The following is a 13304-nucleotide window of genomic DNA, read 5'->3' as shown; positions in this document are numbered from 1 at the left end:
CACCGGCTACATCGACACCTGGACACTCACCACCTGACCCAGGGGGAGCGAAACGGCGGCCCCGCGGGCGAAAGCCCTCGGGGCCGCTGTCCTCGCCGGTCACCGCAGTGTCAGTCCGAACAGGTGCATCCTGCCGTGGCTGGGAAGGCGGATCGAGGTCAGCGCAACGGTGCCGGTGACCGGGATCGTCTGGTGCAGCAGCCGGACTCGCAGTGGGTGGTCGCCCGAGGGGCTGTGCCGGTGGGTCGTCTGCACGGCGACGAGTTCGCCGTTCGTGGTGGCGCGGCCCCAGTCGGAGAGGTTCAGGGGCGCGGTCGAGGTGGAGCCGTCGCCGTAGGTGAAGGTGACCGAGCCGGTGGCGTTGCCCTGGGTCGCGACACCCAGAACGTGAAGCTCCTTGTACACGCCCGCAGGCACCGAGATCGTCTGTCCATTCGGGACCAGGTTGTTCTTCTGCCCGTCGGGGTAGCCCGGCATCGTCCAGTTGACACCGCCGGAGACGAACAGACCCGGCGTGGGCATCTCCTCGGCGGGAAAGGTGTATCCCACCGAGTCGAGATCGCCGTCCGCGGTGGCCGACTGCCAGGAGATGCCGTCGTTGTTCAGCAGAGACGCGATCGCCAGCGGTGTGCCGCCCGCGGTGGGCGGCAGCCCCCAGGACGCCTTGGTCGGGGTGGCCACCGGCGCGACCACCAGGGCGGGCGCCGTTCCGGCCTTCGTGATCAGCGCCTCCTGCCCCGCCGCGAGGGTGATCTCAAGGACACCGTCGGCCCGCTGGGTCCAGGCGATCGGGCCCGGCGTGGCCCCGGCGGGCTGCACGCTGTACGGACCCGCCATCCCACCCGGCCGCACTCGGCACGGCTCACCCGCGAGGCTGCGGACCCTGATGAACTCGGTGACACCGGCCCGCCGCCGGGCGCTGATCTGGAACGCGCCCTCGGCCCTGAGGTTGTGGAGGGTCACGTCCGCCCACGCGGTCGGCACGGCCGGGAAGACCCGGATGACCTCGCCCCAGCTCTGCACGAGCATGTCGTGCATGGTCTGCGCACCCGCCAGCGGTGTCTCGATCACCGGGCCGGTCTCGGCGTACATGGTGTTCTGCTTGATGTAGGACGTGACCAGCTTGTTCAGCTGCGTCAGCGCGGAGTTTCCGTTGCCCAGCAACGCGTACATCGAGCCAGAGCCGGTGAAGCTGTAGCCCTGCAGCGCGCCGGTCAGGCTCTGCCAGTGCGCCAGCGACTTGACCAGCAGGTCCCGGTTGGCGGGCACGGTCACGTCCAGCTCGTAGAGCGGGTAGAACCAGAGCAGGTGCGAGAAGTGCCGGTGCGACGAGGTGAGTTGCTTGTCCTTGCCGATCCACAGTCCCTGGGTGGCGTCCTGCGGAGGCGGGGTCAGGCGCGCGAGCACGTCGCGCCATTTCGGCGCCAGCGGGTCGGCGATGCCGAGCCGGTCGGCGGCGGCCAGCAGGGTCCGGCAGCCCCAGTGGATCAGTGCCAGGTCGTAGTTGCAGTCACTGGTGTTGGCGTACTCCGGCGAGTAGGTGGTGGGCAGGTGGTAGACGCCCGCGCTGTCCTTGGTGAGGAAGTGCAGGTAGAAGTTGATCGCCTTGCGCAGCCTGGGAAACAGCGTGTTCCGGAGCAGGTTGTCGTCCATGGTGTGCCGGTAGGCCAGCCACACGTTGTGCAGCGCCCAGGTCAGGTTGCCCGCCTCGCACAGGGGCGAGGTCGTGCCGGGCACGCTCGACACCTCGGACTTCAGGTCTTCCTGCGAGGACCGGGCAAGCACGAGCGAGTCCCCGCGGTAGGACTGCGGGGTGTTCGCGATCAGGCCCGCCTCGTTGTCGGCCATCGACTTGCTCAGCGAGTCCAGTTCGGTGTGCCCGGTGGCGTAGAGCAGCCAGTACTCCAGCTGCGCGTTGAGGTTCCACCAGACCGCGGGCCACGGTGTCGGCTCCAGCCACGGGCCGGTCGTGGCCATCACGGGTCGGTCGGCGCGGGTGGCGCTGGCGGCCTTGTAGAGCTGCGTCCAGTAGAAGCTCATCAGCTTCGTGTCGGGCACGGACACGAAACTGCGCGGGTAGAAGGCGTTCCACCATGAGCGGTGGTCGGCGGCGAGTTGGTCGAGGGTGCCCAGGGCGCTCATGGTGGCCGCCGCGGTCGTGCCGGCGGAGCGGTCGGTCGCGCTGTGCGCCACGGTGCACAGCAGGGTCGCGGTCACCCCGTCGGGTTCGGTGCGTCGGGTCCAGCGGGTCTCGGTGCGACCGCCACATGCGAGGTCTTGCACGCAGGTGCCGCCGGTGGCGGTCGTGGTGGTCACCGCCGCGGGGTTGTTCAGCAGGTCGGTGGGCCGCTGCGTCGGGTAGAACTGCTGCCGGGGGCTGACCGCGGCCTGCGAGGTGAAGGTCCACGCGGCGGTCTCGGTGCCGCTCACCGCAACCGCGGCGACCACCAGGACATCCTTGCGGGCGTGGACGAACGCCCGGACCGAGAGCACACCACTGGTGGTGGTCACGAAGCCGCTCAGCTCGGCGTTCCATAAGGACAGTCGCAAGTCGACGCCCGTCACCGCCCCCGTGGTCTGCAGCGTCAGGTGACCGACCGGCAGCCGGGCCCCGCCCCACAACGGACCACCGACTGCCTGGTGGTCGCGCACCCGGCTGTCGCCGAGGACGAACGCGAGCCGGTTCGCCCCCGACCGCTGGTAGACGCTCACACCCAGGCCGCCGTTGCCCAGGAACGGACCTTGATAGAAGGACGTGGGCACCGACTGCCACACGAGGTCCAACGCCCCGAGGAAGTCTCGCCACCCGGTGCCCGCGGCGAGCCGATCATCGAGCACGGCCCCGGCGGCGAGCGCGGGCGACGCCCCCGTCATCACCACCGGCAGCGCGGCCGCGGCGACCGACCAGGACAGGAACGAGCGGCGAGGAAAGCTGTTCGGCATGGACACTCCATCGGAAGCGGGCCGATTCATCCAATGTTCACAGCCGTGAACGCTGAAGGTGCGTGATTTTCGCCGCATGAGTGTCGAATAGATCTGACCTTTATGCAATACCCGACTTGGTGCCGACGACGACGGTCGCGCCCAGTTCCTCGCATTCGACCACGAGCGGGAACAGTCCATCCCGCTCGAACGCCTCGGCCGTGCGCGGCGCCTGGCGTTCACTGGTCTCGATGAGGAGGTGCCCACCCGAGGCCAGCCACCCCGCGGCGGCGGCGCTCACCCGGCGCTGGATCTCGAGACCGTCGGCCCCGCCGTCAAGGGCGTGGAGCGGCTCGTGGATGCGCGCTTCCGGGGGCATGAGCACGATCGCGTCGGTCGGGACGTAGGGGGCGTTCGCGACCAGAATGTCGACACGGCCGCACAGCGAGTCGGGCAGCGGATCGTAGAGGTCACCCACGAAGACGGCGCCGCGGACATTGCGTCGGGCACACGCCACGGCCACCGGGTCTATGTCCACGGAATACAGCTCGACACCGCGGACGGTGGCGGACACGGCAGCCCCGACGGCGCCGGACCCGCAGCAGAGATCGACGACGACGGCGCCCGGCGAGGCGAGGGCGGCGGCTTGGCGGGCGAGGAACTCGGTGCGTCGCCGGGGCACGAAGACACCCGGGTCGACGGCGATGCGCAGGCCGTGGAACTCCGCCCAGCCGAGCACGTGTTCCAGCGGCTCCCCCGCGACCCGGCGGGCGAGCATCGCGGCGAGCGCGGACGGGGTCGCGGCGGTGGTGAGAAGGAGGCGGGCTTCGTCCTCGGCGAAGACGCAGCCGGCGGAACGAAGGGTGGTGACGATCGGGGACGACATGGAACGCCTTTCGGGGATGCCGACGGGCGCTCTCGTGGTCACCGAACCCGGTGGACCCGGTGGCCGTGAGAGGAGAGCACCCGACCTGACCTGACGGTCATGGGTTCCCACCTCCTTCGATTCCTTTGACACCGGCGTCGCCACCCTACTCGATGTTGCGCTCCCGCCGGGTCACGGTCCATGATGAACATGCGTTCATGAACAATCGTTCACAGGGGGATTTCGATGGAGACGATCAACACCGGCCAGGCCGAAGCGTGGAACGGCTACGAGGGGAAGCACTGGGCCGACCACCACGACCGCTACAACGCGATCAACTTCGAGTTCAACCCGACCCTGCTCGACTTGGTCCGCCCGGACGACCGGGTCCTCGACATCGGCTGCGGCGCGGGCCAGCTCACCCGCCTCGCCGCGGGTCGGGCCACTGGGGCCATGGGGCTCGACCTGTCCGAGCCGATGCTCGCCCGGGCGAGGCAGGTCGCGGCCGAGGAGGGAATCGACAATGTCACGTTCGTCCAGGGCGACGCGCAGGTGTTCGCGTTCACTCGTGAGTTCGACGTGGCGGTCAGCCGGTTCGGAATCATGTTCTTCGCCGACCCCGTCGCCGCGTTCGCCAACCTCGGCAACGCGCTGCGACCGGGCGGGCGGCTGGCGATGCTGAGCATGCGTTCGATGGCCGAACACGACCTCGCCGAGGTCATCGGCGCGGCCGAGCAGCTGCCCTGGATGAACGCCGAGGCCGATGACGCCGGCCCGCTGTCGATGAGCGATCCCGGTGTCGTGCGCGGAATCCTTGAGCAGGCGGGCTACACCGACATCACGACCGACCCGGTCGACGCCGACCAGGTGTGGGGCCGCGACGCCGCCGACGCGGGCGCCTTCCTCGCCGACTGGGGACCGGTCCGGTTCACCCTGGCCAACGCGGGGCCGGAGGTCGCCGACCTGGTCCGCACCGAGTTCACCGAGTCGATGCGCCGCTTCGAGACCCCGGACGGCGTGCGACTGCGCGGCGCCGCCTGGCGAATCCAGGCGGTGCGCGCCTGATGGCCCCGCGCAAGGTGGCGGCAGCAGGCGACCAAACCCTGCGCGAACACCTGATCACCACCGCCGAACGACTCCTCGCCCGCCGCGGCGCCACCCCGACCGTGCGCGACATCGCACAGGAGGCCGGGGTGGCGGCGGGAGTGCTGTACAACCACTTCGCCGACAAGGAGGACCTGCTGGCCTTCGCTTTGCATGCTCACGTGAGGTCGGTCGAGGCGACCCTGGGCGCGCCGCCAGAACCGGGAGTGGACCCCGTCGAGACAGCGCTCACCAAGTTCGTCGAACGCGGTCTTAAGCTGCACGAGGCGATACTGCCCGCCTTCACCGCCTTGCTCGCCCAGCCTGAGGTGCTTGTCCGCTTCAGGGCGCTGACCAACCCGACCGCGGATGGCCGGGGACTGCGCCAAGAACTGGTGGATTTCCTTGCGGTAGAGAGGAAACAAGGTCGAATCGCCACTGACGCCGACCTCGAAGCAGCTGCCACGATGATCATCGGCGCATGCCACGAGGTAGTCCTCCCCCACCTCTACGGCGGCACGGAAGTAGTGGTGCCAAACGACTTCGCCGCCACCATCAGCCGAACAGTCCTACACGGCATCGCATCCCCTGCTTCAAACCGCTAGGAAAACGAACGGCAGACCCAAACCGGCAGGCCGAACCCAAACAGGCACCCCAGCAAGCCCCGCAGGCGAACCACCGCTCAACGAACTCGCAGAGCAGATCGAAGAGTCGGCTCCAACCTGAGCGTCTCCACCCGCGAAGACAACGCAGGTCCACCACCGAACGTCACCAACACCTGCTCCCCCACCCGAACCGGCAACGCCGGAAAGGTGTTCTCGCTGTAGTCCCCCCGAAACACCGCAAGAAACGGCTCAGCAGCGGCCTTCTCCACCACATCATCAGTAACCGGCGCATCAAAGTAATGGATCATCGCGGTCACCGGCGACCCAACAGAAGCATCTGAGAAGTCCCGTACAACGCCTAACAGCAACACATTGTCCGAGTCGATCATCGTCGCGTTGGCCGCGTCCCGATGCGCCTTCCACACCGGTCCGCCATAGAACGCCTCAAGCGCCGCCTTGCGCGCCGCCATGTCCGCGAACCCTCGCAGCCACACGAACCGATCCGGGTCGTCCGCGTCGCGAAACAGCCCGGGCAGGGTGATTCCCAAAGCCACCTGGGACTCGACGAACTCGCGCTCGAACAGCGAGATCAGTTCGTCGCGACGGCCTGGGTGCAGGGTGTACTGGCGGAGCTCGAGGATCATGCCCCGAACCTAGCCGCGACCACCGACAATTCCCCGCGAGCCGGACTCGGCCCGCGAACTGGACTCGGCCCGTGCGGCGGACTCGGCCCGCGCGGCGGCCTCCGCCCTGGCAGCGGCGGAGTCCATGGTGTCGAGGTCCTGCATCAGCGTGGGCCTGCGCATCCACACCCCGTGCGGCCGGGCCAGCAGCGTCTCAAGTGGTTCCGGCTTGCCGAGGTGGAACCCCTGCGCGACACGCACTCCGAGCCGGGACAGCGCCTCCACCTGCGTCGCGCGCTCCACCCACTCGGCCACAACCGACAGGCCCAGGCCGCGGGCGATGTCCACGATCCCCTGGACCAGCACGGTGTCGCGGCTGCCGTAGTCGATGCCGTGGATGAACTCGCCGTCGATCTTGAGGCCGGTGATCGGCAGTTCCTTGAGGTGCACGAACGACCCGAACCCGGAACCGAAGTCGTCCAGGGTGATGCGGCAGCCGCTGGCGCGCAGCTGCTGCGACAGGCTGCGGGCGGCATCGAGGTTGGTGACCGCGGCGGTCTCGGTGATCTCGAAGCCGAGACGGCCGGGGGCCACGCCCGCGGCGGTGAGCCGGTCGAGGACGAAGTCGCCGAAGTCCTCGTCCTCCAGGGTCCGGCCGGAGACGTTGACGTTGAATCTCAGCCCGGGGTACGGGTGCTCGACAAGGGTCTGGATCGCCTTGTCCGCGACCCAGCGGTCGATCTCGAAGACGAGGTCGCTGCGTTCGGCGGCGAGGAGGAACTCGCCGGGGCCCAGGTGCGGGTCCTTGCCGTCCTCCAGCCGCAGCAGCAGTTCGTGGCCGATCACCCGCCCGCTGCCGAGCTTGACCATCGGCATCGCGTGCAGCACGAAACCGCCGTGCTTGAGCGCCGCGCGGACGCGTTCGATCACCGTCACCCGCAGCGCGGTGTCCTGGTAGTGGCCCGGTTCGTAGACCGTGACCCGATTGCGGCCCGCCGCCTTGGACGCGTAGAGCGCCATGTCGGCGTTGGCCAGCACCTCCTGCCACGACACGCCCGAGTCGAAGGTCGCCACGCCGATGGACACGGTGATGCGGCTGGCACCGGCGACCCCGGTCATCGGGATCGCGGCGATGGCGTTGCGCAGCCGGTCGGCCACCGCCACGGCGTCGCGCTCGTCGGAGTCGGCCAGCACGGCGGCGAACTCATCGCCCGAGAGCCTGCCGAGTACCTGGCCGCTGCCGATGCGGTCGCGCAGCAGCGACGCCAGCGTGCACATGACCCGGTCGCCCGTGGGGTGGCCGTGCAGGTCGTTGACGTCCTTGAAGTGGTCGAGGTCGAGCAGCAGGAACGCGCCGCGCACCCCGAGGGCGAGCTGGCGCTCCAACTCCCGGGTCAGCGCGCGCCGGTTCGGCAGCCCCGTGAGCGGATCCTCGTCGACGAGGCGCAGCAGCTCGTCCTGGTGGTTCGCCAAGCCCACGGCGTCCAGTTCGCGATTGCGCCACCGGGTGACGTCGGTCGCCCGGTAGAGCAGGCCGTCGTCGGTGGCGGTGCACCGGATCTCGAGCCAGCGATAACTGGCGCCGTCGATCGCGGGCTGCGGCAGCATGACGTCGTCGTCGCGCGGCCCGTCGGGCGCGCCCGCCAGCAGCGCGGTCAGCGATCGGCCGATGCTCTGCTCGACGCTCAGACCGAGCAGCACGGCCATCGCGGGATTCACCCAGCGCACGGTCGAGGCTCGATCGGTGAGCGCGAAGGCCGTATCGGTAGCGGACAGGATCTCCGCGGGGGCGGTCTCGTGGTCCGTCACCCGGTCTCCCTCACCCATTCTCGTGGGGACATGCGCACGAAGCGTAGTGGACCGAACGTGTTCAGCGCAGGCGCTCAAGCCCCTTGGCACTGATCTCTATGGCTTCGGCGAGGCCGATCAGCTCCGCCGCGCTCGCGCCGTCGCGGGCCGCGGTCACCACATCCTCGGCCGCGCAGCGCAGCTGGAACAGGCGATCCTGCAGGTCAGCGAGTTCCGCGGCGGACAGCACGACAGCGTCTTCGGGAAGCCCGCCACGCTGCACCGCGGTCCGCCGCTCATACGCACGCTGCCTGCAAGATTGGGCGCAATAGCGGCGTGGCCTGCCCGCGCGCGGGTCTCCCGGGAGCTGTCGGCCGCACCAGCCGCAGTGCCGGGGTTCGTCACGGCGGCGTACGACGTCCACCGGTTGGGTCACCACTACCATGGCGCTGGACGCTATCTGGACACCCTGAGTACACCGCGACCGCCACGCCGTTGAGGCACACTCAGCAGGTGCGATCCGATCACGGCTTCTTCGCCGGCCCCTACCCGCGGGCCTTCGTCCACCGCGGCTGGCACTACGACGACCTCGACGGCCTCGAGAACTCCCTGGTCGCGTTCAAGCGCGCGGTCGACGAGGGATACCGGTATCTGGAGACCGATGTGCACGCCACGAGCGACGGCGTGGTCGTGGTGCACCACGACGCGCTCCTCGACCGCACGACCGACGGGTCCGGCGCGGTGGCGCTGCTGCCATGGGCGACGGTGCGCCAGGCCAAGATCGGCGGGCGGGAACCGGTCAGCAGGCTCGAAGACCTGCTCGAAGAGCTGCCCGACGCGCTGATCAACATCGATCTCAAGAGCGACGCCGCGGTGGCGCCGACGCTGGAGCTGCTGCGGCGGATGGACGCGTTCGACCGGGTGTGCCTGGCGTCGTTCTCCGAGGCGCGCATGGCGCGGGTGCGCAAGCTGGCGGGCCCGCCTGCGCTGACGTCGATGGGAATGCGGGCCATGGCGCGGTTCTGGGCGACGGGCAAGCTGCCACAGTTCTTCGCGCGGCGCTCGGACCGCCCACTGGTGTGTCAGGTGCCGGTGCGTCAGGGCCGGATCACCGTGGTCAACCCGCGCCTGGTGGCGGTCGCCCGCCGCCGCGACGCCGAGGTGCACGTGTGGACGATCGACGAGCCGGAGCAGATGCGCGAACTGCTCGACCTCGGCGTCGACGGGCTGATGACGGACAAGCCGAAGGTGCTCAAGGACGTGCTGATCGAGCGGGGGCTGTGGGCGCACGCGTGAGTCCTCGTCGTTCTTGACCTCCAGTGCGCTGGAGGTGATCCCATGAACGCATGACGAAGCTCTCCCCCGCCCCGGACTGGGCCACCGAGGACCTCGACCTCGACAGCTACCTCGCGCGCATCGATCACCCTCGGGTCGCGCCCTCGCTGGACGCACTGCGCTCACTGCACATCGCGCACGTGCGGGCGATCCCGTTCGAGAACATCGGCGTGCTCGTCGACGGTCCACCGGACCTGAGCGTCAAGGCGGTGGCGGCCAAGATGGTCGACCGGGCGCGCGGCGGGTACTGCTTCGAGCATGCCCCGCTGTTCGCGGCGGCGGCGGAACAACTCGGCTTCACCGTGCGGCGCAGGCTCGGCCGGGTCGGGCCGCAACGGTCCGGTCCGCGCACGCACGCCCTGCTTGTCGTCACCGTGGACGGCGCGGACCACTTGGTCGACGTCGGGTTCGGGGCGTCGATCTGGCAGCCGATGCCGCTGATCGACGGCTCGGAGGTCGACCAGGCCGGATGGCCGCACCAAGTGCGGAAGACCGACCTCGGCTGGTCGCTGTGGCGGCTGACGAAGGACGGATGGGAGCCCGAGCACGAGTTCGAGGACGTCCCACAGCTCGCGGTGGACTTCGAGGTGGGCAACCACTACGCGGCGACTGGCCCGGGTTCGCCGTTCCCCGGCAAGCTGATCGTGAAGCGGCTCAGCGAGGGCGTCAGCCGCAGGCTGGTCGGCAACGAACTCAGCGTGGAATACCCCGACGGGCGGACCGAGACGACCACGATCGGGTACGACCAGCTCGGCGAGGTGCTGCCCGGCCTGGACATCGACCTCACCCCCGACGAACTCGACGCGGTGCGCGTGAAGCTGGGGGCCTGACACCGAGGACACCGCAAACCGAGGACACCGCCGCCCGGGGAAGCGGGGCGGCGGTGTCCTCGGCGTGGCGGTCAACCGGCGAGGATCTTGCCGGTCTCCAGGAGCGACTTGAGGTCGCTGAGGATCCACGGGTGCCCGCCGCCACCCTGTCCGGGGTCGCCGTTGTCGCCGTTGACCATCGCGGCGACGGTGGGCGCGTTCGTGACGTCGTGGGACACGGTCAGCGCGCAGTAGCCGCCCTCGACCTCGCTGATCTCGTGGGTCAGGGTGGTGAATCCCTCGGCGGCGCACGTCGGGTCCATCAGCATCCGCCAGGTCATGACCAGCTTGTGCGGCGCGTCGGCTTCGAGGATCTCGCCATCGATGAGGAGGTCGGGCATGTCATAACCCTGCTCCTTGGCCGCTTCGCGCATCGCGTCGCTCGGGTAGGTCCGCGCCGCGCCGCCGGGCTTGAGGTCGAAGTCGACCACGCCGGTGTACCCGTACTTGGCGGTCCACTCCGGCTTGGTGATCGCGTCCCAGATCGCCTCGGGGGTGGCCTTGATGTAGATCTTGTAGACCTGCACGGTCTGCTGCGTCGTGGTCATGTCTCGTCCTCCAGTTGCGCCTTGAGCTCGATCAGCGCGCTCACGTGACGCTCGTCGGTGTACTTGTCGATCCAGCGGTCATGAATCAGTCGGATGGGCACCGGGTTGAGGAAGTGCAACTTCTCCCGCCCGGAGCGGCGCGTGACGACCAGCCCGGCCTCTTCGAGGACCTTCAGGTGCTTCATGACGCCGAAGCGCGTCATCTCCTGGTCGGTCTCCAACTCCCCGAGCGTCTGTCCGTCGCGAGCGAACAGCCGGTCGAGCAGCAGGCGCCGGGTGGGGTCGGCCAATGCCTTGAACACCCGGTCGTCGTTCACGTGACCAGAATAGGTGACCAAATGGTCACATGTCCAGCCCTTGTTCTCACGGCTTCGGCGCGACGCCCTGCCAGGCCGCCCGCCAGGTCTTCGGGCCGAGCTTCCCCGAGTCGACGATCCCGTTGGCCCGCTGCAGGGCGAGCACCGCGCGCTGGGTCTCGGCGTAGTAGCAGCCGCTCCCCTGGAACCGGTAGCCGTGCACGTTCATCCGCAACTGCCACTGCCGCAGGGCGGGCGCGCAGTCGCCGAAGACGTAGACCACGCCGGGCCAGGGCGGCATGATGGGCGGCGGCGCGGTGGACCCGCCGCCGATATATGCCGACTCGGCATAGGTCGGCACCCGCTTGCTGCGGGCGTCGGAATCAGGCCGCAGACCACGCATGCCCGCGCACTCCCACGGCTGCCAGCCGCGCATCCGGTAGAGATACAGCGCGCGGTAGTCCTGTTCGGCGGGCGCGGCCTCGTGCGGGTACCCCTTGCCGCCGACGCTGTTCCACGTGGGCAGGTCGAACTGGTAGGCGCCGTAGTACCCCGAGCCCGTGTTCACCGTGTAACGGCCGCTGGACTCACACATCCGCAGCTCGGCCCAGTCCGCGGCGGGCGGGTCGGCCGCGGCTGCGGGCCCGGCGACGACGGCGGTCGAGACGACGACCGCGACCAGCAGGACCATCCGTGAGACAACCCGTCTACCAGCCATAACCGAGGACGGTAAGCCGGAGTCCCATCAGCCACAACCGCAACACCCGCCTCACGTATCACCCGCGCGGGTAGCGCGCGGCCACGCGCCGCGATGATGAAGGTGACCGTTTGGACTCGGCCGGGCAATGCCCACCGCAACCGGTGGCGGGGCCAGTACTCTCCGCCGTGCCGGGCGTGCGCACGCCCGGTGCCGGTCATTTCGCGGAGGCAGCGTGAGCATGGTGGAAGACAACACCCCAGTCGCCGATGAGGCGGCGCGCAAGCGCGAGCAGCGCGGCTGGGTCTGGTACGACTGGGCGAACTCCGTGTTCCCCACGTCGGTCACCACGGTCTTCGGGTCCCTCTACCTCACCGCCGTCGCCGCGACCGCCGCACAGGCCGACACCGAGCGCAACGGGCCCAACCCCTGCCCGGCCGATGCCGCGGGGAACACCGACAAGCTCAAGGACTGCGATATCAGCCTGTTCGGGCTGGACTTCGCCGCGGGCTCGCTGTGGGGCTACCTGCTGTCGTTCGCCACCGTGATCCAGGTGCTGATCGTGCCGCTGATGGGCGCGATCGCCGACCGCACGTCGAACAAGAAGCCGATGCTGGCCTTCTTCGCCTTCGGCGGCTCGATCGCGACCGTGGCGATGGCCCTGGTCAGCGGGTCGAACTGGGAGCTCGGGGTGGTGTTCTTCATCCTGGGCAACATCGGCTACGGCACGTCGGTGGTCATCTACTACTCGTTCATCCCCGACATCGCCACGGCCGACGAACGCGACGGCCTCTCCACCCGCGGCTGGGCGTTCGGCTACCTCGGCGGCGGCTTGGCCCTGGCCCTGCAACTGGTCATCTACCTGTTCCGCGACAGCTTCGGCATCTCCGAGGGCAACGCCGCGCAGATCGCGTTCCTGCTCTCGGGCATCTGGTGGGCGGTGTTCACCACCATCCCGCTGCGCAGGCTGCGCGGCCACGACCCGGCCAAGACCACGCCCGCCGAGGGCTCGGTGGTCACCGCGGGCTTCCGTGAGCTGCGCGGCACGCTGCGCCACGCCCGCGCCTACCCGCTGACCCTGGCGTTCCTGGGCACTTACCTCATCTACACCGACGGCATCGCCACCGTCGCGAACGTCTCGGCCCAGTACGGCCGCGAGGAGCTCAAGTTCTCCGCCGACGTACTGATCACCACGATCCTGATCGTGCAGTTCGTCGCGTTCCTCGGCGGCATGCTGCACGGCCTGGTCGCCCGACACATCGGCGCCAAGAAGACGATCATGATCAGCCTGTGCGTGTGGGTGCTGGTCATCGGCGCGGCGTACTTCGTGCAGGCCGGGCAGGCAATGCAGTTCTACCTGGTCGCGGGCGGCATCGGCCTGGTCCTCGGCGGCACGAACGCGCTGTCGCGGTCGCTGTTCAGCCAGATGATCCCGCTGGGCAAGGAAGCCCAGTACTTCTCCATCTACGAGATCGGCGAGCGCGCCACCTCCTGGCTCGGCCCGCTGCTGTTCGCCTTCATGGCGGGCGCCACCGGCTCCTACCGGTACGCGATCATCTCGCTGGTCATCTTCTTCTTCATCGGCCTGGTCCTGATGTACTTCGTGCCCATCCGCCGGGCCATCCAGGCCGTCGGCAACCCGGAACCGGCGATTCTCTGAGACCGATAGGGTT

Annotated in this window: 13 protein-coding genes; 5 read left to right on the top strand and 8 right to left on the bottom strand. The window is 69.1% G+C overall.

Translation table 11 applies throughout. The annotated features are described in order from the left end of the window. Window positions 1–99: 99 nt before the first annotated feature. Complete coding sequence (locus tag GPZ80_RS26300) at window positions 100–2943, bottom strand: glycosyl hydrolase family 95 catalytic domain-containing protein (protein WP_187223768.1); 2844 nt, start codon at window positions 2941–2943, stop codon at window positions 100–102. Between the two features lie 100 nt (window positions 2944–3043). Then, window positions 3044–3808: a putative protein N(5)-glutamine methyltransferase gene (locus GPZ80_RS26295; RefSeq protein WP_187223767.1), complete on the bottom strand. Its 765-nt coding sequence runs from the start codon at window positions 3806–3808 to the stop codon at window positions 3044–3046. Between the two features lie 225 nt (window positions 3809–4033). Between GPZ80_RS26295 and GPZ80_RS26290 the strand changes: the two genes are divergently transcribed. Continuing rightward, entirely contained in the window at window positions 4034–4852 is an 819-nt protein-coding gene (locus GPZ80_RS26290; RefSeq protein ID WP_187223766.1) for a class I SAM-dependent methyltransferase, read from the top strand. Then, window positions 4852–5475 (top strand): TetR/AcrR family transcriptional regulator, encoded by a 624-nt coding sequence (locus GPZ80_RS26285; RefSeq protein WP_187223765.1) that lies wholly within the window; start codon window positions 4852–4854, stop codon window positions 5473–5475. The genes GPZ80_RS26290 and GPZ80_RS26285 overlap by 1 nt, the downstream gene beginning before the upstream one ends. 77 nt (window positions 5476–5552) lie before the next feature. Here the strand turns inward: GPZ80_RS26285 and GPZ80_RS26280 are convergent, their stop codons facing one another. The 3 genes from GPZ80_RS26280 to GPZ80_RS26270 all read right to left on the bottom strand — a co-directional run bounded on the left by GPZ80_RS26280 (window position 5553) and on the right by GPZ80_RS26270 (window position 8331). Continuing rightward, window positions 5553–6119: an NIPSNAP family protein gene (locus tag GPZ80_RS26280; protein ID WP_187223764.1), complete on the bottom strand. Its 567-nt coding sequence runs from the start codon at window positions 6117–6119 to the stop codon at window positions 5553–5555. Window positions 6120–6128: 9 nt separating this feature from the next. Beyond that, window positions 6129–7907 (bottom strand): putative bifunctional diguanylate cyclase/phosphodiesterase, encoded by a 1779-nt coding sequence (locus GPZ80_RS26275; RefSeq protein ID WP_312880586.1) that lies wholly within the window; start codon window positions 7905–7907, stop codon window positions 6129–6131. Between the two features lie 61 nt (window positions 7908–7968). Next, on the bottom strand, window positions 7969–8331 hold the full coding sequence (locus GPZ80_RS26270) for a hypothetical protein (protein ID WP_091369874.1): 363 nt from the start codon (window positions 8329–8331) through the stop codon (window positions 7969–7971). Window positions 8332–8399: 68 nt separating this feature from the next. Here GPZ80_RS26270 and GPZ80_RS26265 point away from each other — a divergent pair, with 68 nt between their 5' ends. Together GPZ80_RS26265 and GPZ80_RS26260 are read left to right on the top strand one after the other, a co-directional pair. Next, window positions 8400–9182, top strand: a complete 783-nt coding sequence (locus GPZ80_RS26265) for a glycerophosphodiester phosphodiesterase family protein (RefSeq protein WP_187223762.1) — start codon at window positions 8400–8402, stop codon at window positions 9180–9182. Window positions 9183–9232: 50 nt separating this feature from the next. Next, on the top strand, window positions 9233–10051 hold the full coding sequence (locus GPZ80_RS26260; protein ID WP_187223761.1) for an arylamine N-acetyltransferase family protein: 819 nt from the start codon (window positions 9233–9235) through the stop codon (window positions 10049–10051). Between the two features lie 71 nt (window positions 10052–10122). Here GPZ80_RS26260 and GPZ80_RS26255 read toward each other — a convergent pair whose 3' ends face one another. From GPZ80_RS26255 to GPZ80_RS26245, 3 genes are read right to left on the bottom strand one after another with little or no spacing between them, the layout of a single operon-like run. Continuing rightward, the gene (locus GPZ80_RS26255; RefSeq protein ID WP_187223760.1) at window positions 10123–10638 is read right to left on the bottom strand and encodes an SRPBCC domain-containing protein; all 516 of its coding nucleotides are present in this window, start codon (window positions 10636–10638) and stop codon (window positions 10123–10125) included. After that, entirely contained in the window at window positions 10635–10955 is a 321-nt protein-coding gene (locus GPZ80_RS26250) for an ArsR/SmtB family transcription factor (RefSeq protein WP_312880585.1), read from the bottom strand. The genes GPZ80_RS26255 and GPZ80_RS26250 overlap by 4 nt, the downstream gene beginning before the upstream one ends. Before the next feature lie 46 nt (window positions 10956–11001). After that, window positions 11002–11652 carry a transglycosylase family protein gene (locus tag GPZ80_RS26245; protein WP_376771719.1) on the bottom strand — a complete coding sequence of 217 codons (651 nt, stop codon included), beginning with the start codon at window positions 11650–11652 and terminating at the stop codon, window positions 11002–11004. Window positions 11653–11872: 220 nt separating this feature from the next. Here GPZ80_RS26245 and GPZ80_RS26240 point away from each other — a divergent pair, with 220 nt between their 5' ends. After that, on the top strand, window positions 11873–13291 hold the full coding sequence (locus tag GPZ80_RS26240) for an MFS transporter (protein ID WP_187223779.1): 1419 nt from the start codon (window positions 11873–11875) through the stop codon (window positions 13289–13291). Window positions 13292–13304 lie beyond the last annotated feature (13 nt).

Source organism: Actinokineospora xionganensis (assembly GCF_014323725.1).
Classification (GTDB): domain Bacteria; phylum Actinomycetota; class Actinomycetes; order Mycobacteriales; family Pseudonocardiaceae; genus Actinokineospora; species Actinokineospora xionganensis.
The sequence above is the reverse complement of the archived record's forward strand: the minus strand, read 5'-3'. Positions and strand labels throughout refer to the sequence as shown.